Genomic DNA, 16,357 nt, shown 5'->3' with positions numbered 1-16,357 from the left:
GCAACCCAATCTGGTGAATGATGCCGCCTGCAAAAAAGGAAGTCCGTCCGTCGAGCCGCGGAGGACGGGCGCGCACGCCTGCCTTCGTGAAAAACCTGCGAGGTGTGAAGAACTGGAAGGAAGTCAGCGATTGGCTGGAATGGCGCGGCATCGAGGATATCGAATGCATCACGCCTGATCAGGCCGGCGTGGCGCGCGGCAAGATGATGCCGTCGAAGAAATTCACTTCCAACACCTCACTGGCGCTGCCTTCGGCGGTCTTCATGACGACGATTTCCGGCGGCTATCCGGAGGACGGTAACGGCTTTCACTATCCGGAAGACGACGGCGACCTCAAGCTGATGCCGGACCTGTCGACATTGACCGTGGTTCCCTGGGAAGAAGACCCGACGGCCGCCGTCATCTGCGACCTCGTCCACCAGGACGGCCGCTCGGTCGAGTTCACGCCGCGCAATGTGCTGAAGCGCGTGCTGGCGGCCTATGACAAGCTTGGGCTGAAGCCGGTCGTGGCACCCGAAATCGAGTTCTACCTCGTGCGCAAGAATCCGGACCCGGACTATCCCCTGACCCCGCCTGTCGGCCGCTCGGGGCGCGCGATCGGCGGCGGCGCCGGCTATTCGATCGCCGGCGTCAACGAGTTCGACGAACTGATCGACGACATCTACCATTTCTCCGAAAGCCAGGGCCTGGAGATCGACACGCTCATCCACGAAGAGGGCGCCGGCCAGCTCGAGATCAATCTGCGCCACGGCGACCCGATCGAGCTCGCCGACCAGGTGTTCATGTTCAAGCGCACCATTCGTGAAGCCGCGCTCAAGCATGAGATCTACGCGACCTTCATGGCCAAGCCGATTCAGGGCCAGCCGGGCTCCGCCATGCATATCCATCAGTCGATCGTCGACAAGAAGACGGGCAGGAACATCTTTTCGGCCGAGGATGGTTCGGAGACCGAGGATTTCTTCCATTTCATCGGCGGCATGCAGAAGCACGTGCCGAATGCGCTGGTTATGTTCGCGCCCTACGTGAATTCCTACCGGCGGCTGACGCAGGCGGCCTCTGCCCCGGTTAACAACAAATGGGGCTACGACAACCGCACCACGGCTTTCCGCGTGCCGCGTTCCGATCCAGCGGCGCGGCGCGTTGAAAACCGCATCCCGTCCTCCGATGCCAATCCCTATCTGGCGCTGGCGGCTTCGCTTGCCTGCGGGCTGATCGGCATCACCAGGAAGATCAAGGCCGAGCCTCCCGTACTGACCACCGCCAACGCGCACGAGATCGACCTGCCGCGCAGCCTGCTCGAAGCCGTCGACCTGTTCGAAGGCGACGAGGAACTCTGCGCATTGCTGGGCAAGTCCTTCGCCGCCACCTATGCGGCGATCAAGCGGGCGGAATTCGAAACGTTCATGGAAGTGATCAGTCCGTGGGAGCGGGAATATCTGCTGCTGAATGTTTAGGGGAGTAAGGCAGTAGGGCAGTAAGGCAGTAAGGCAGTAAGGGGGGTGGCAGACGATGGCGAAGATCGAATCGTACAGGGATCTGATCGTCTGGCAGCAGGCCATGGACCTAGCAGTATCAGTCTACGAGGCGACAAAAGCCTGGCCGAAAGAAGAACTCTATGGCGTGACTGCTCAGCTACGCAGGGCAGCCACCTCCGTGCCCGCCAACATAGCTGAGGGTTACGGACGGGAAAGCCGGGCTTCCTATCAGCAATTTCTCAGGATTGCGCAAGGATCACTCAAAGAATTGGAGACCCATCTGCTGATCGCGCAACGCGTCGGCATCACCTCGCATGAGATAGCCCAACCGCTGATGAACCGCAGCGAGAGTGTGGGAACGCTCTTGCGGCTTCTAATCCGCAAATTGTCACCCGAGTAGTTTATCTACTGCCCTACTGCCCTACTGCCCTACTGCCCTACTGCCCTACTGCCCTACTGCCCTACTGCCCTACTGCCCTACTGCCCTACTGCCCTACTGCCCTACTGCCCTACTGCCCTACTGCCCTACTGCCCTACTGCCCTACTGCCCTACTGCCCTACTGCCCTACTGCCCTACTGCCCTGTGAGCATCATGAACTACCAATCCCCCATTTCCCCCGGCCGGTCCTGGTATGAGGACACGGCTGGGCCGCGGCCCGAATATCCAACGCTCGACGGTGATCGGACCTGCGACGTCGTTATTATCGGCGGCGGGTTTACCGGCCTGTCGGCAGCGACGCATTTGGCCAAGGCCGGTACCAGCGTTGTCCTGATCGAAGCATATCGTTTTGGCGACGGCGCTTCCGGGCGCAATGGCGGCCAGCTCGGCACCGGGCAGCGTGCCTGGGCCGAGGACCTGGAGGCAGAATACGGTCTGTCCCGCGCCAGGGCGCTGTTCGATCTCGCCGAAGAGGCGAAAGCGCATCTGCTCGACTTCGCGGCCCTCAACCAGATCGATATCGACTACATGCCGGGCCAGCTCTCGGTCGCGCACAAGCCGCGCTATGTGGACGACTACAAGGCGCATGCCGAAATCATGGCCGGCCGCTTCTCATACCCGCACATCTCCTTCATGGATGCGAAGGAGACGGCGGATCGGCTGGGCTCGAGCGCTTATTTCGGCGGCACGCGCGATATCGGCACCGGCCATATCCATCCGATGAAGCTGGTGATCGGCACGGCGCGGGCGGCGGCACAAGCTGGCGCCCACTTGTTCGAAGGGACGCCATCGACCGGCATCGTCTCGGCAGGCGGCAAGGTCAGGGTCTCCACGCCGAGGGGGACGATCTCGGCGCAAAAATGCCTGATCGCGGTCAACGCCTATGGCGGCACGCTCGAGCCGGTGAGTGCCGCGCACATCATGCCGATCGGATCCTTCATCGGCGCGACCGTGCCGCTGGGATCGGATTCGAACGTGTTGCCGGGGGGCGAATCGGTCGACGATTCCCGCTTCGTCGTGCGTTATTTCCGCAAATCCAGGGATGGACGGCTGCTTTTCGGCGGACGCGAGGTCTATGGCGTCAACGATCCCAAAGATATCAACATCCACATTCGCCGCCAGATCGCGGAGCTCTATCCGGCGCTCGGCGATGTCGAGATCACCCATGGCTGGGGCGGCTATGTCGGCATCACCGTGCCGAGGAAGCCGTTCGTGCGTGAAGTGATGCCGAATGTGATCTCGGCCGGCGGCTATTCCGGTCACGGCGTCATGCTGTCGAACTTCTTCGGCAAGCTCTATGCCGAAACCATCACCGGCAACCGCGACCGGCTGAAGCTTATCGAGGAGCTGAAAATCCCGCCATTTCCTGGCGGCCGCCGGTTCCGGGCGCCGCTGCTTTTCCTTGCGCTCAACTGGTTTGCGCTGCGGGACAGGATCTAATGCGTCGCGCAAAGTGACCTTTGGGAGAACGACATGCACAAAACAAGATCCAAGTGCGTCGTGGGGTCTTTTCCAACGCGACGTGCTTAGGCTGGGATTGGATCGCCGCTATCCCTGCGATCACGAACTCATGTAATATTGTAATATTCATGTAATATTTGTTGCCCGGGCGACACATTGCGGAATTGCGGGCAAAAGCGCAGAATCCTTGGTAATGGCGTACTGACGCCACAATCGCGGGCGAAAGGTCCGCATCTGGGCGATTGTTCGGGGATTGTTGCGGGCCCGCCCGCGTTTTGGGACCGATGCTGATCGAACGCGTGACTTGCGATATTTGATCGAAAGAACACCGGCCCGCTTATGGAGGTGGCAAGAGTGAGAGAGCCCTTCAGTTTCGGTGCTCCGGAACGTCGGCGCTTCGCCATGCAGTTCGGCTATGACATGCGCCCGTCATTCTGGCAGGGAGTCCGTTCGAACTCGCACCTGGTTATCGCGGCAATAGGCACCGCGGCACTGCTTGGCGTTGCCGCAGTGGCGCTCTGGCTGGCGTTGCCGACCGGCGAGAGGCAAGCAGCCGCCAGTCCCGAGCAGAGCATTCCGACCATTCCGGTGAAGACGACGAAAGTTCCCTCCTCGGGGACGACGGTGACGGTGGCGGCCGTGACGCCGCAGGCGGAGCGCAAGTCCAGCCAGGTGTCACCGACCAAGGCAGCGGCGGCGGTGGACATACCAGCGCTTGCCGCCAATGATCCCCGCTGGACAGGGGCGCAGCCGAAGGCTGCCGCGGCAACTGATCCCGATCAAACGGCGGCTCCCAGCCAGGTAGCCAAGCAGCCCGAGCCGGCGCCTGACAAAACAGCGGCGGCGTTCGCGCAATCGTCTACCGATACCGATGCCACCGACGAGCTTGCCAAGGTCGCCGCGCCGAGCCCGCCTGCCAATAGCAGCAATCCCGATGGCGCGCAGACCGCCGCCATTCCGGAGACGCAGCCGCAAGCACCGGACCAAAAACCCGCGAATGCACAAGGCGAGGACAACGCAGCCAAGGCGAAGCCGCGCAAGGTGGCGGCGACAGGCAACGGCCGTATTCTCAGGGCTGTGACCATGCGCAGTGCTCCGAAGAAGGGGGCCACCCCCATCGGTACGATCCCTGCCCGGACCTCGGTGCAACTGATGGGCTGCAAGCAGTGGTGCGAGATCGTCTACAACGGCAAGCACGGCTGGGTGTACAAGAGCTACGTCAAGCCCGGCACGTAACATCCGACGATCGCCGCGTTCAGATGCAGCGCCCGCCATCGACTTCCAGAGCGACCCCGGTTATGAAAGCGGCCTCGTCCGAGGCCAGCCATAAAGCCGCGTTGGCGATATCGAGCGGGGTCGACAGCCGCCCGAGCGGGATCGAGGCGCGGAATGCCTCGCGGATCTCGGGCGTATCGGCGCCCATGAATTTTTCAAGCATGCCGGTTTCACCGGCGACCGGGCAAAGGCAGTTGACGCGGATGTTCCTGGGCGCGAGTTCCACCGCCATCGACTTGGTGGCGGTGATCGCCCAACCCTTCGAGGCATTGTACCAGGTGAGGCCGGGCCGCGGCCGCAATCCTGCGGTAGACGCCGTGGTCAAGATGACACCGCCACCTTGCCGCTCCATGATCGGCACAACCGCAAGGGCGGCGTGATAGATCGCCTTCATGTTGACTGATGTGATCAGGTCGAAGGTTTCCTCGTCGACCTTGAGCATGTCGCCATTGCGATGGGTGAACCCGGCATTGTTGACCATGATGTCGACACGGCCGAAGGCGCTTTTGGCGGCATAGACCATCTCGTCGAACTCGGAGCGCAACGAAACGTCAGTCTGCGTCCAGATTGCCGCCTCGCCGATCTCATCGGCGACGCGTTTCGCACCCTTGGCGTTGAGATCGGCGACAACGACCCTGGCGCCCTCTTCCGCGAAGCGCTTGGCCATGCCTTCGCCGAAGCCCGATGCCGCACCGGTGATGATGGCGACCTTGTTTTCCAGACGCATGCTTTTCCCGCTCATGGACTTCCTCGATATCACTGCACAGCTTGCACAAGGGCTGGCGACCGATGCGATCGATGCCGCAAGGATGGCGCGCCGATTTCTCCCTTAGCTTTCGTCACATTCACGTTCTATGCTGCAACTGCGAAAGCTTCCGGAGTCTTCGTTCACCGACAAGCCTCCCGGCGGCGCCAGTGTCAAGCGCACACGTGGACCGACGCAAAATCCAGCAGTTGGTCCTCGATGTGACACCATGGCACTGGAAAATTTAAATCGATTAGAATATATCAGCCGCGTACTTGCGACCGGCGTCAAAGCGGACAGACCATGACCAGCCAGATTATCCCCGTCGACCCTTTCGACTTCATCATTTTCGGTGGTACCGGCGACCTGTCGGAACGCAAGCTGCTGCCGTCGCTCTACTATCGCCAGCGCGACCATCAATTCTCCGAGCCGACGCGCATCATCGGCACGTCGCGCTCGAAAATGAGCGACGAGGAGTTCCAGGCTTTCGCCAAGCAGGCGATTTCGGACCATGTCAAGCCGGCCGATATCGATGCCAAGGAGTTGAAGACCTTCCTCGCCCGGCTTTCCTACGTCCCGGCCGATGCAACGAGCGGCGCCGGCTTCGACAAGCTGAAAAAGGCGATCGGCGAAAGTGACCACATCCGCGCCTTTTACCTGGCCGTGGCGCCGGCGCTGTTCGGCGACATCTCGCACAAGCTCAAAGAGCACAATCTGATCACGCCGAATTCGCGCATCGTGCTGGAGAAGCCGATCGGCCGCGATCTTGCCTCAGCGCAGGCGCTCAACGACCTGGTCGGCGACGACTTCCACGAAAGCCAGATTTTCCGCATCGATCACTATCTCGGCAAAGAGACGGTGCAGAACCTGATGGCGCTGCGCTTTGCCAATGCGCTGTACGAGCCGCTGTGGAATTCCGCCCACATCGACCACGTGCAGATCACCGTCGCCGAGACCGTGGGCCTGGAAGACCGCGTCACCTACTACGACAAGGCCGGTGCGCTGCGCGACATGGTGCAGAACCACATGCTGCAGCTGCTTTGCCTGGTCGCCATGGAAGCGCCCTCGTCGATGGACGCCGACGCGGTGCGCGACGAGAAGCTCAAGGTGCTGCGGGCGCTGAAGCGCATCAACGGCAACGAGGCGCCGAAGCACACCGTGCGCGGCCAGTACCGCGCCGGTGCGTCGGCCGGGGGACCGGTGAAAGGCTATGTCGAGGAACTCGGCAAGGACAGCAACACCGAGACCTTCGTCGCCATCAAGGCCGAGATCGGCACCTGGCGCTGGGCCGGCGTTCCATTCTACCTCAGGACCGGAAAGCGGCTGGCGACCCGGGTTTCGGAAATCGTCATCGAGTTCAAGCCGATCCCGCACTCGATTTTCGGCGACAGCGGCGCGGGGCCGATCTTTGCCAACCAGCTGGTCATCCGGCTGCAGCCGGACGAAGGCGTCAAGCAGTTCATCATGATCAAGGACCCAGGCCCTGGCGGCATGCGGCTGCGCCAGATCTCGCTCGACATGAGTTTCGCGCAGTCTTTCGACGGCCGCGCGCCCGACGCCTATGAACGGCTGATCATGGATGTCATCCGCGGCAACCAGACGCTGTTCATGCGCCGCGACGAGGTGGAAGCCGCCTGGAAGTGGATCGACCCGATCCAGAATGCCTGGGAAGGCGCCAAGCAGGAAGCGCAGGGCTATACGGCAGGCACATGGGGGCCGTCGGCCTCGATAGCACTGATCGAACGTGACGGGCGGACATGGCACGAGAGCAATTGAACAGCGCCAGCTACAACTGGAACGCTTTTCCCGACCGTCCGCAACTGGCCTCGGCGCTGGCTGGCCGCGTCGCCGATACCCTGACCAAGGCGATCGCCGGGCGCGGCACGGCACTGCTGGCGGTCTCCGGCGGCACGACACCGGCAAAGTTCTTTGCCGCGCTCTCCGCGGCGCCGATCGCCTGGGATAAGGTGATCGTGACGCTGGTCGACGAACGTTTCGTGCCGGCCTCCTCGCCGCGATCCAATGCCGGGCTGGTTGCCGCCAACCTGCTGCAGAACGCGGCCAAGGCGGCCCGCTTCGTTCCGCTCTACCACGAGGCGGTCGGCATCGAGGATGCCGCGGCATCCGACGATGCGGCCCTGCGATCCCTGCCCTGGCCGCTCGATGTCGTGATCCTCGGCATGGGGCCTGACGGCCATACCGCCTCCTTCTTTCCCGACGCCGACGATCTGCCGAAGCTGCTCGACCCCGCCTCGGACAGGATCATCCTGCCGGTTCACGCCGTAAGTGCGGGTGAGCCTCGGCTGACCCTGACCCTGGCGCGGATCATCGACGCCGGTTTCATCGCGCTGCACATCGAGGGCGAGGACAAGCGCACCGCCTTCGACGGCGCGGCCGCGTCCGGGCCGCGAAAGCCGATCCGTGCCGTGCTCGACGCATCGCCCAAGCCCGTGGAGGTTTTCTGGGCGCCCTGATTTCAAGTTTACAAGTGGTCCCGGCAACGGCGGGAGGATGTTTCCGGGACCTCGCCTGAAAGGACCTGATCCCATGACCGCAAGACGAGACATCGAAGTCATCACCGAACGGATACGCCAGCGCTCCAAAGCGGGCCGGGAGCGCTACCTCAGCCGTATCGCCGAAGCGTCGAACCGGACCGCCAACCGGTCGGTGCTGTCCTGCGGCAACCTTGCCCATGGCTTTGCGGTCTGCAGCCCCTCGGAAAAGCTGGCGCTAGGCGCAGACAAGGTGCCCAATCTCGGCATCATCACCTCTTACAACGACATGCTGTCGGCGCATCAGCCCTTCGAGACCTTCCCTGCCCTGATCAAGGAGGCCGCGCGCGAGGCGGGCGGCATCGCCCAGGTCGCGGGCGGCGTGCCGGCGATGTGCGATGGCGTGACCCAAGGCCAGCCCGGCATGGAGCTGTCGCTGTTTTCGCGCGACGTGATCGCCATGGCAGCCGCGATCGGCCTGTCGCACAACATGTTCGACGCCGCCGTCTATCTCGGCGTCTGCGACAAGATCGTCCCGGGTCTGGTGATCGCCGCACTAACCTTCGGCCATCTGCCGGCGGTGTTCATTCCTGCCGGCCCGATGACGACAGGCCTGCCCAACGATGAGAAGGCCAAGGTCCGCCAGCTCTATGCCGAGGGCAAGGCAGGACGCGCCGAACTCCTGGAAGCCGAGTCCAAGTCGTATCACGGGCCGGGCACCTGCACCTTCTACGGGACGGCGAACTCCAACCAGATGCTGATGGAGATCATGGGCCTGCACACGCCGGGCGCGTCCTTCGTCAACCCCGGCACGCCCCTGCGCGACGCCTTGACCCGCGAAGCGACGAAACGGGCACTGGCGATCACCGCGCTCGGCAACGCCTATACGCCGGTCGGGCGGATGATCGACGAACGTTCGTTCGTCAATGGCGTCGTCGGCCTGCATGCCACCGGCGGCTCGACCAACCACACCATCCACCTGATCGCCATGGCCGCCGCCGCCGGCATCGCGCTGACCTGGCAGGATATTTCCGACCTCTCGGAAGCGGTGCCTCTGTTGGCACGGGTCTATCCGAACGGACTTGCCGACGTGAATCATTTCCATGCAGCCGGCGGCCTCGGCTTCCTGATCCGCGAACTGCTCGACGAAGGCGTCCTGCACGAGGATGTGCAGACGGTGTGGGGCGAAGGCCTGCGGCCCTATGCGGTCGAGGCAAAGCTCGGCGCCGACGGCGCTGTGCTGCGCGAGGCTTCGCCGCGCGCAAGCGGCGACGAAAAGGTGCTGGCGCCGTTCAACAAGGCCTTCCAGGCGACGGGCGGCCTGAAGGTTTTGGCGGGCAATCTCGGCCACGCCGTCATCAAGACATCGGCCGTCAAACCGGAGCGGCGTATCATCGAAGCGCCGGCCAAGGTGTTCGACAGCCAGCAGGGGCTGAACGACGCCTTCAAGGCGGGCACACTCACCGGCGACTTCATCGCCGTCATCCGCTTCCAGGGTCCGAAGGCCAACGGCATGCCGGAACTGCACAAGCTGACCACCGTGCTCGGCATCCTGCAGGATCGCGGCCAGCGCGTGGCGCTGGTCACCGATGGGCGCATGTCGGGTGCCTCCGGCAAGGTGCCGGCGGCAATCCATGTGACGCCGGAAGCGGTCGAGGACGGGCCGATCGCGCGGATCCATGACGGCGACATCATCCGCCTCGACGCCGATGCCGGCACGCTGGAAGTGCTGGTGCCAGGCACCGAATTCGCGCTGCGCCGCACAGCCGAAGTCGATCTCATCGGCAATGAATTCGGCTTCGGACGCGAGTTGTTCGCCGGCTTCCGCCAATTGGTGGGCCGCGCCGATCACGGCGCCAGCGCGTTCGACACTGCCTGACGCATTCTGTCCGGCATGAAAAAGGGCGGCTCGTGGCCGCCCTTTTTGCCGGTCGAAATCGCAATCCTTATTGCACCGTCAGTTCAACCCGCTCTCCGGCCTTCACGGTCACGGCGCCTTCCTTCTTGCTGTTGTCCGTCTTCTCCGAAACCACGGCGTAATCGCCGGCCGCTATCGCGGCCTGATACTTCTCGTCATAGGCATAGCCGATCGACTTGCGATTGCCATTGATGTCCTTCTTCGTCTCGAAGATCTCGATCTTGGAGGTGCCAGGCGCCGTGATTGCCAGCACGCCGGCATTCATGGCGACCTTGAGGTCCTGGAACTCGCCGACCTTGACGCTGAAAGGCTGTTCCACGACGGCGAGATCGACCGTCGCGATCAGCACATAGTCATCGGGCGGTAGATCGAACTTGCTGTCGGGGCCATAGGCATAGGTGACCTCGTCGCGGGTGCCATCGATCTTCTTCTTGGCCTTGAGCACCTTGAAGCCGGTGCCTGAACCGTCAGCCTTGTCGCCGCCGGCCACATAGTATGCGTTGGCAACGACATGGCCGACGCCGACGATGATGTCCTTGTCGATCACCCTGCCCGCGGCAAGCAGGATCGTTTCGGTGACCACGCCCTGTCCGATCGTGACGGTCACTTTCTCGTCGCCGGCCGGCAACACGACTTTCGTGTCTCCATAATAGGTCGGAGGGTTGTCGACGCCCGGATAGGCGATCACGACAGCCGCCCCGCTGGCCACATCGGCACCTTGCCTCGGACGTGGATGCAGGATGAGTGTGCCGGCATTCAAGGTGAACAGCGGCTTGTAGACCTGGCCCGCCTCGATCTTGATCTTCTGCTCCGTCTTGGCCTCACCGTCGCGCGCGACGACGATGTAGTCGCCCGGTTCCAGATTGGCTTTGTAGTCGCCGTATTCGGTGGTGACGTTGTCGCCGCGCGTGCCGTCCGATTTGGCCTTGTAGACTTCCCAGGCATTGCCGTCGGTGACAGGATCGCCGCCCTCGGCCAGCACCACGGTCGGCATGAAATTGAACTCGGGCTTCGCCGGCTCGGGCGCTGGTGCCGGAGCGGGGGCCGGTGCTGGCTCGGGCGCCGGTGCCGCGACGGTCTCGACCAGCGCCTCCTGCAGCGCCTTCTCATCGGAAGCCTGGATGTATTTGCCGCCGGTAGTGTCGGCGAGGCAGGCAATCTGCTTACCTTCGTCGGCGGTCAGGCCGAAGCCGACGACGTCGGCGGTGAAATCGACGCCGGAGGCTTCGAGTTCCTTGCCCAGCGCACAAGGGTCACCGCCGCACGTTTCCAGCCCATCGGTGATAAGAACGACAGTTGCCTTGTCCTCGGTGTATTTCAGCGCTTCGGCCGCCTGCTTGACGGCTGCCGTCAGCGGCGTCTTGCCGAGGAACTTCATGCTGTCGGCGGCTGCCGAGATGGCGCTTGCCGAGCCCGCCTGGGGCGGCACGATCAGTTGGATGTCGTCGCAGCTGCCTTTTTCGCGATGGCCATAGGCCATGAAGCCGATCTCGTCGTCGGCGGGAACCGATTGAAGCACGGTCCTCAGCGATTCGCGGGCGATTTCCAGCTTGGGCTTTCCGTCGATCTGCGCCCACATCGATCCCGACGCGTCGAGGATGATGATGACCTTGTTGGCGGCAAAGCCGAATGTCGTCGTCGACAAAAGGAGGATCGCCGCAGCGACGCTCCGCGCAAGTATCGCCATCGAAATCTCCTGAGTTAGCCACCCCGTCCGCTGGCCGAAGCTATTTGAGCGCGTGCAGGGACACAAGCCACCGCTATCAGCGATAGCTCGCATAGGGCCCGTGCGTACCCAATTCAGTATGTCGTGCGGCGCTCTTCCGAGGGCGGGCGGCCAAACTGCAGCCGATAGCTCTGGGCAAAATAGGAATGCGAGGTGAAGCCGGTCGCGATCGCCACGTCGAGGATCGGCATGTTGGTCTGGCGCAGCAATTCGCGCGCGCGCTCCAGCCGCAGCCGCATGTAGTAGCGCCCCGGCGTGACGTTGAGATGGCGCAGAAACAGCCGCTCCACCTGGCGCACCGAGAGGCCCGCCGACTTGGCGAGCTGTACCGCCGACAGCGGCTCGTCGAGATGGTCGGCCATCAATTCGACGATGCGTCGCAACTTCTCCGACTTGCCGGTGAGGTCACGCTCCGGCCCGACGCGCTGGCGGTCTCCAGCGGAGCGGATGCGCTCGTGCTGGAACTGGTTGGCGACGCCATTGGCGAGGTTGGAGCCGAAATCGCCACGCACGATCTCCAGCATCAGATCGATCGAGGTGGTGCCGCCGGCGCAGGTGTAGCGTTTGCGGTCGATCTCGAAGACGTTGCCCGTGCAGTTGATGTCGGGAAAGCGCTCGACGAAGCCGGCGCGGTTTTCCCAATGGATGGTGCAGCGATAGCCTTCGAGCTGGCCGGCCTCGGCCAGCAGGTAGGATCCGACCGACAAGGCACCAAGCGCGTTGCCGCGCCGGCCCCAGCTGCGCAAGGCGGCCAGAACCTTGCTCTTGCCCGGAAATTCTGTCGTCAAGCCGACCGAGACGAAGAGAATATCGACCGGCGGCAGGTCGGCGACGGCGTAGTCGATCTTGAGCGGCAGGCCGTTGGAAGCCATCACCGGGTCACCATCGGCCGACACAGTTGTCCAGCCGTAGAAGTCGCGACCGAGCAGGCGGTTCGCCGACCGGAACGTATCGATCGCGGCGGCCAGCGAGAACATCGAAAACTTGTCGACCAGCAGGAAAGCGAACTGCCGGCCGCCTTGAACGGGATCATTCGTGACCGGCCGTTCCGGGGAAATAGTGGGGTTCGGCAAAGCTGCGGCTTTCAGGGTCAACCCGGGCTCAGAAGGAAGGCCGCTTCAATCCGGCCGCAAGGTAGGCCGAAGCTAACGTATTGGCCATCAACATGGCAATGGTCATCGGCCCGACACCGCCGGGCACCGGAGTGATCGCGCCGGCCGCCCTGGCCGCTTCGGCATAGGCGACATCGCCGACGAGACGCGACTTGCCCTCGCCTTTCTCGGGCGCCGGAATGCGGTTGATGCCGACATCGATGACGGTGGCGCCAAGCTTGACCCAGTCACCCCTGATCATTTCCGGCCTGCCGACAGCAGCGACCAGGATGTCGGCCGTGCGGGCAAGCGCCGGCAGGTCCTTGGTGCGGCTGTGCGCGATGGTGACGGTGCAGTTGGCGGCAAGCAGCAGATTGGCCATCGGCTTGCCGACGATGTTGGAGCGGCCGACGACGACGGCGTTGAGGCCGGACAGGTCCTTGCCGCGCACGCGCTCGATCAAAAGCATCGAGCCGGCGGGCGTGCAGGGAACGAAGGCCGTGTCGAGTTCACCAGTGCCGAGCTTGCCGACATTGATGAAATGGAAGCCGTCGACGTCCTTGTGCGGCGCGATCGCCTGGATGATCTTGCCGGCATCGACATGGGCGGGCAGCGGAAGCTGGACCAGGATGCCGTTGATTTCAGGATCGGCGTTGAGTTCGGCGATGAGCTTGAGCAGCGCCTCTTGGGACGTTTCCGCCGGCAGCGTGTGCTGAAGCGAATGAAAGCCGCATTCCTTGGCGGTACGGGATTTGGAGGCGACATAGACCTGGCTCGCCGGATCCTCGCCGACGATGACGACGGCCAGGCCTGGCTTGGCCTTGCCCTTGGCGACCAGCTCGGCGGTCAGCGCCTTGACCGTCCGCACCACGTCTTCGGCAACGCTTTTTCCGTCAATCACTTCGGCCATGCCACCCTCAACATCGTTCCGCCCAACGCCGCTTCGAGAACATAATGCCGCGGCGCAGGCAATCTGCAGCGCGGCATTGTCACGAAAATACAAGCTCGCAATCCCGTCAAAGCGCCTTCCCATGCCGTTTACGCGAAACCGGCACGGTTTTGTTCGGCCTCCGCAGCCTATCTGATGGTTCAGAAGTAGCGGCGGCGGGTGCGGTTTTCCGTGAGTTCGCGGACCGCTTCGCGGAATTCACGCAGGCTGGCGCGAATCTCTTCGACCGATGCTTGTTCGCCACCCTCCTCGACCGGGGTCGGCCTCGCGGGCGGGGCGGCCGGTGGCTGCGCCGGAGCGGGCGGCGGCGGATACGGCATCTGCGCCGCATAAGGTCCCGCTGAGCTTTGCCTGGAGGGATGGCCCACTTGCGACCAGGGCTGCGCCTGGGGGTAGCCCAACGGCTGTGCATAGGGAGAGGACGGAAACGGGGGAGCCGGGTACGTTGCCTGTTGCGGTATCAGGGGCGAGCGCGAAGGCAAGGTCATCCGCTGCCCATACCCCGCATCGGGGCCCGGCTGGAAGGGTGACTGCGAATAATCCAGGCCGGCCGCCTGCCGAGGCCCGAAACCGGACTCCGGATGGCCAGGAAATAGCGGAGCGTTGACAGGCCGTCCGTTGTCGGCGAAGGCGGGTAGGCCGAACCCGCTGGAGATGTCGTCGTCGGCTTCGGCGGACGGCTTGCGGGACATGGCCTTGCGCAGTCTCGACATGAGTGCGCCAATCCTCCCGGAGCTTTCGGCGGGAGCGGCCTCGGTCCGCGTGACCGGCGGCGGTGGTGCGGGCGGCAGCGGCACAGGCGCTGCCGGCATCGGTGGCTCTGGCGGAGGCTCCGCCCGGAATGCCTGCTCCTCGCGAGGCGCTCTCTGGTCAGCCAACTTGCGTTCGTCCACCTTGCGCTCGCGGCGTGAGCGCGCGCTTGCCGTCTCGCGCAGGCTGTCATAGGTACCGCGCAGAGCGCCAACGCCAACGCCGGCGGCAAGGCCAAGCAGCAGGCCGGCCAGCGCCACCAAGGCCCGTGAGGGTCCATTTGGCTCGAGTGGAGCCTGGGCGGGAGTGATCACATTGATGTTGGTCGTGTTGATGCCCGTCTGTTCACCAGTCTCCTTGGCGCGCAAGAGATATTGTTCGTAGACGGAACGCTTGGCGGTGGCCTCACGCTCCAGTTCCCGCAGGGCAACCAGGTCGCTGTTGACGTCGCCGCTTTGGACCTTTGCCTGGGCCAGCCGGGAAGCGAGGTCCTGTTCGAGCTGAACCGCGCGCTTCAAGTCGACCTGCAGCGAAGAGGCGATGCGGCGCAGTTCAGCCGCGATGCGCTCGCGCGCGCCGGCGATCTGGGCGTCGAGGGCCTGGAGTTCTGGATGACGCGGTCCCAGCCGGACCGCGGCACGATCGGCCTCCTGCTTCAGCGTTGCATATTGCGAGCGCAGATCGCTCATGGCGTTGGAGTTGATCTCTTCCGGCAACGTGCCGGTCAGAACGGAATTGACATCCAGCGAACGCGCCGACGCTGCCCGGGCATTGAGTTCCAGCGTGCGGGCGCGGGCGACCGAGAGCTGCTCGTTGAGCTTCAGCATTTGATCGTCGCTGATCAGATGGCCTTGCGCGTCGACCAGGCCATGCGTGGCCCTGAAATCCTCGACCTTGCGCTCGGCCGCCTCGACCCCCTTGCGCAGATCATCGAGCTTGGACGTCAATTCGTTCGTCGCGCGTCCGGCCATGTCGGACTGGTATTTGGCGGCTTCCTGCTGGAAGACGGTCCTCGTCGTATTGGCAATGAGCGCCGACTTGTCGCCGTTCTGGGTCACGGCGCTGACGGAAATGACAAAAGTCTTGCCGCTGCGTTCGACCGACAGGCTCTTGGCCAGATTGCCGACAGCCAGAGCCTGGCGGCGAACCTCATCGACGCCGCCAGGCCCATCGTTGCGCGACACGATCGAGCGGATGAGCGACATGACGCCGAGGCCGCCGGAGCCCTGGCCATTGAATTCCGGATCGTTGACGAGGTTGAGATTCTTGACGACCTGATCGAGAACGGTGCCCGAGGTGAGCATCTTGATCCGGGTTTCGACGACGGCCAGCGCGGCATCGGGCTGGCCTACCGGTTGGGTGAGATCGCGGTCGGAGAGCTTCAGGTCACCCGGCTCGATGATCAGTTCGGTCGTGGCTTCGTATTTCTTCGGCATCGACAAGGCGATGGCAACGCCAAGTCCAGCGCCCAGTATCGTGGTCGCAACGATCAGCAGCTTCGACCTGGCAACGCCGCGAACGACCAGCATCGGATCGATCAGCGGCTTCCACTGCTGACTGTCCGCCCCGCCATTGGAGGACGGGTCGGCTCTGCCCGCAGCGCGGGACCCGATTGCATCGTGGGCGCCACCCGTGCCCGAAGGTTCCTCGGGGGCGGGCCTTGCTTGCGGCATGTCGGGTGGCAAATCGCCGGTGCCGGTTTCCCCCCGCGAACGCCAGGCGCCCTCGGATACAAACGGCTGCTCCTCGTCCAGGCGAGACCGTTCGGCGTTATCGGCTGCCGACCGAGGCGGGCTCGCCTTCGTCTCGCGACGGGAACGAGCTAGGCGATGGCGCGTGGCGGCATCCTCGCGCCATGAGGGGTCCGCGCGGTCTCCTATCGACACCAGCGAAGCATCGTCCTCGCCACGCACGGCTTCGCCAAGCGCCAGCAAGGAGCGCTCGCGCTTCCAGTCTTCACGGTTTTCCCTGTCGACCATGTCGTGGAGCTTTACTCTTGGCCGCTTGGCAGCGGCGGTCGGCCATTCGTTAAGTCA

The 16,357-nt window shown here is 63.7% G+C and carries 12 protein-coding genes; 7 read left to right on the top strand and 5 right to left on the bottom strand.

From position 1 onward, the window contains the following. Positions 1-17: 17 nt before the first annotated feature. The 4 genes from MESAU_RS12000 to MESAU_RS11985 all read left to right on the top strand — a co-directional run bounded on the left by MESAU_RS12000 (position 18) and on the right by MESAU_RS11985 (position 4,611). Positions 18-1,454 (top strand): glutamine synthetase family protein, encoded by a 1,437-nt coding sequence (locus MESAU_RS12000; RefSeq protein ID WP_015316305.1) that lies wholly within the window; start codon positions 18-20, stop codon positions 1,452-1,454. 55 nt (positions 1,455-1,509) lie between these two features. Beyond that, the gene (locus MESAU_RS11995; RefSeq protein WP_015316304.1) at positions 1,510-1,875 is read left to right on the top strand and encodes a four helix bundle protein; all 366 of its coding nucleotides are present in this window, start codon (positions 1,510-1,512) and stop codon (positions 1,873-1,875) included. A 192-nt stretch (positions 1,876-2,067) separates the two neighbouring features. Beyond that, positions 2,068-3,354: an NAD(P)/FAD-dependent oxidoreductase gene (locus tag MESAU_RS11990; protein ID WP_015316303.1), complete on the top strand. Its 1,287-nt coding sequence runs from the start codon at positions 2,068-2,070 to the stop codon at positions 3,352-3,354. A 375-nt stretch (positions 3,355-3,729) separates the two neighbouring features. After that, positions 3,730-4,611: an SH3 domain-containing protein gene (locus tag MESAU_RS11985; protein ID WP_015316302.1), complete on the top strand. Its 882-nt coding sequence runs from the start codon at positions 3,730-3,732 to the stop codon at positions 4,609-4,611. A 19-nt stretch (positions 4,612-4,630) separates the two neighbouring features. Here MESAU_RS11985 and MESAU_RS11980 read toward each other — a convergent pair whose 3' ends face one another. Next, positions 4,631-5,377, bottom strand: a complete 747-nt coding sequence (locus MESAU_RS11980; protein WP_041163342.1) for an SDR family oxidoreductase — start codon at positions 5,375-5,377, stop codon at positions 4,631-4,633. A gap of 321 nt (positions 5,378-5,698) precedes the next feature. Here MESAU_RS11980 and zwf point away from each other — a divergent pair, with 321 nt between their 5' ends. The 3 genes from zwf (at position 5,699) to edd (ending at position 9,766) form a co-directional block, all read left to right on the top strand. Then, positions 5,699-7,171 (top strand): glucose-6-phosphate dehydrogenase, encoded by a 1,473-nt coding sequence (zwf, locus tag MESAU_RS11975; RefSeq protein ID WP_015316300.1) that lies wholly within the window; start codon positions 5,699-5,701, stop codon positions 7,169-7,171. Beyond that, entirely contained in the window at positions 7,153-7,869 is a 717-nt protein-coding gene (pgl, locus tag MESAU_RS11970; RefSeq protein ID WP_015316299.1) for a 6-phosphogluconolactonase, read from the top strand. The genes zwf and pgl overlap by 19 nt, the downstream gene beginning before the upstream one ends. Positions 7,870-7,942: 73 nt before the next feature. After that, positions 7,943-9,766 (top strand): phosphogluconate dehydratase, encoded by a 1,824-nt coding sequence (gene edd, locus MESAU_RS11965; protein WP_015316298.1) that lies wholly within the window; start codon positions 7,943-7,945, stop codon positions 9,764-9,766. 67 nt (positions 9,767-9,833) lie between these two features. Here edd and MESAU_RS11960 read toward each other — a convergent pair whose 3' ends face one another. From MESAU_RS11960 to MESAU_RS11945, 4 genes are all read right to left on the bottom strand, one after another. Next, positions 9,834-11,492, bottom strand: a complete 1,659-nt coding sequence (locus MESAU_RS11960) for a vWA domain-containing protein (RefSeq protein ID WP_015316297.1) — start codon at positions 11,490-11,492, stop codon at positions 9,834-9,836. Between the two features lie 113 nt (positions 11,493-11,605). Beyond that, positions 11,606-12,604, bottom strand: a complete 999-nt coding sequence (locus tag MESAU_RS11955) for a GlxA family transcriptional regulator (protein WP_032922464.1) — start codon at positions 12,602-12,604, stop codon at positions 11,606-11,608. A gap of 28 nt (positions 12,605-12,632) precedes the next feature. Further along, positions 12,633-13,532 carry a bifunctional methylenetetrahydrofolate dehydrogenase/methenyltetrahydrofolate cyclohydrolase FolD gene (gene folD, locus MESAU_RS11950; RefSeq protein WP_015316295.1) on the bottom strand — a complete coding sequence of 300 codons (900 nt, stop codon included), beginning with the start codon at positions 13,530-13,532 and terminating at the stop codon, positions 12,633-12,635. Between the two features lie 179 nt (positions 13,533-13,711). Continuing rightward, on the bottom strand, positions 13,712-16,300 hold the full coding sequence (locus tag MESAU_RS11945; protein WP_015316294.1) for a GumC family protein: 2,589 nt from the start codon (positions 16,298-16,300) through the stop codon (positions 13,712-13,714). Between the last annotated feature and the right edge of the window lie 57 nt (positions 16,301-16,357).

Origin of the sequence: Mesorhizobium australicum WSM2073, assembly GCF_000230995.2 — a bacterium.
Classification (GTDB): domain Bacteria; phylum Pseudomonadota; class Alphaproteobacteria; order Rhizobiales; family Rhizobiaceae; genus Mesorhizobium; species Mesorhizobium australicum.
The sequence above is the reverse complement of the archived record's forward strand: the minus strand, read 5'-3'. Positions and strand labels throughout refer to the sequence as shown.

Coding starts and splice junctions, on each gene's coding strand:
- MESAU_RS11945 (WP_015316294.1), bottom strand. CDS start 16,300: ATGGTCGACAGGGAAAACCGTGAAGACTGGAAGCGCGAGCGCTCCTTG.
- edd (WP_015316298.1), top strand. CDS start 7,943: ATGACCGCAAGACGAGACATCGAAGTCATCACCGAACGGATACGCCAG.
- folD (WP_015316295.1), bottom strand. CDS start 13,532: ATGGCCGAAGTGATTGACGGAAAAAGCGTTGCCGAAGACGTGGTGCGG.
- MESAU_RS11960 (WP_015316297.1), bottom strand. CDS start 11,492: ATGGCGATACTTGCGCGGAGCGTCGCTGCGGCGATCCTCCTTTTGTCG.
- MESAU_RS11980 (WP_041163342.1), bottom strand. CDS start 5,377: ATGCGTCTGGAAAACAAGGTCGCCATCATCACCGGTGCGGCATCGGGC.
- MESAU_RS11990 (WP_015316303.1), top strand. CDS start 2,068: ATGAACTACCAATCCCCCATTTCCCCCGGCCGGTCCTGGTATGAGGAC.
- MESAU_RS12000 (WP_015316305.1), top strand. CDS start 18: ATGATGCCGCCTGCAAAAAAGGAAGTCCGTCCGTCGAGCCGCGGAGGA.
- zwf (WP_015316300.1), top strand. CDS start 5,699: ATGACCAGCCAGATTATCCCCGTCGACCCTTTCGACTTCATCATTTTC.
- MESAU_RS11995 (WP_015316304.1), top strand. CDS start 1,510: ATGGCGAAGATCGAATCGTACAGGGATCTGATCGTCTGGCAGCAGGCC.
- pgl (WP_015316299.1), top strand. CDS start 7,153: ATGGCACGAGAGCAATTGAACAGCGCCAGCTACAACTGGAACGCTTTT.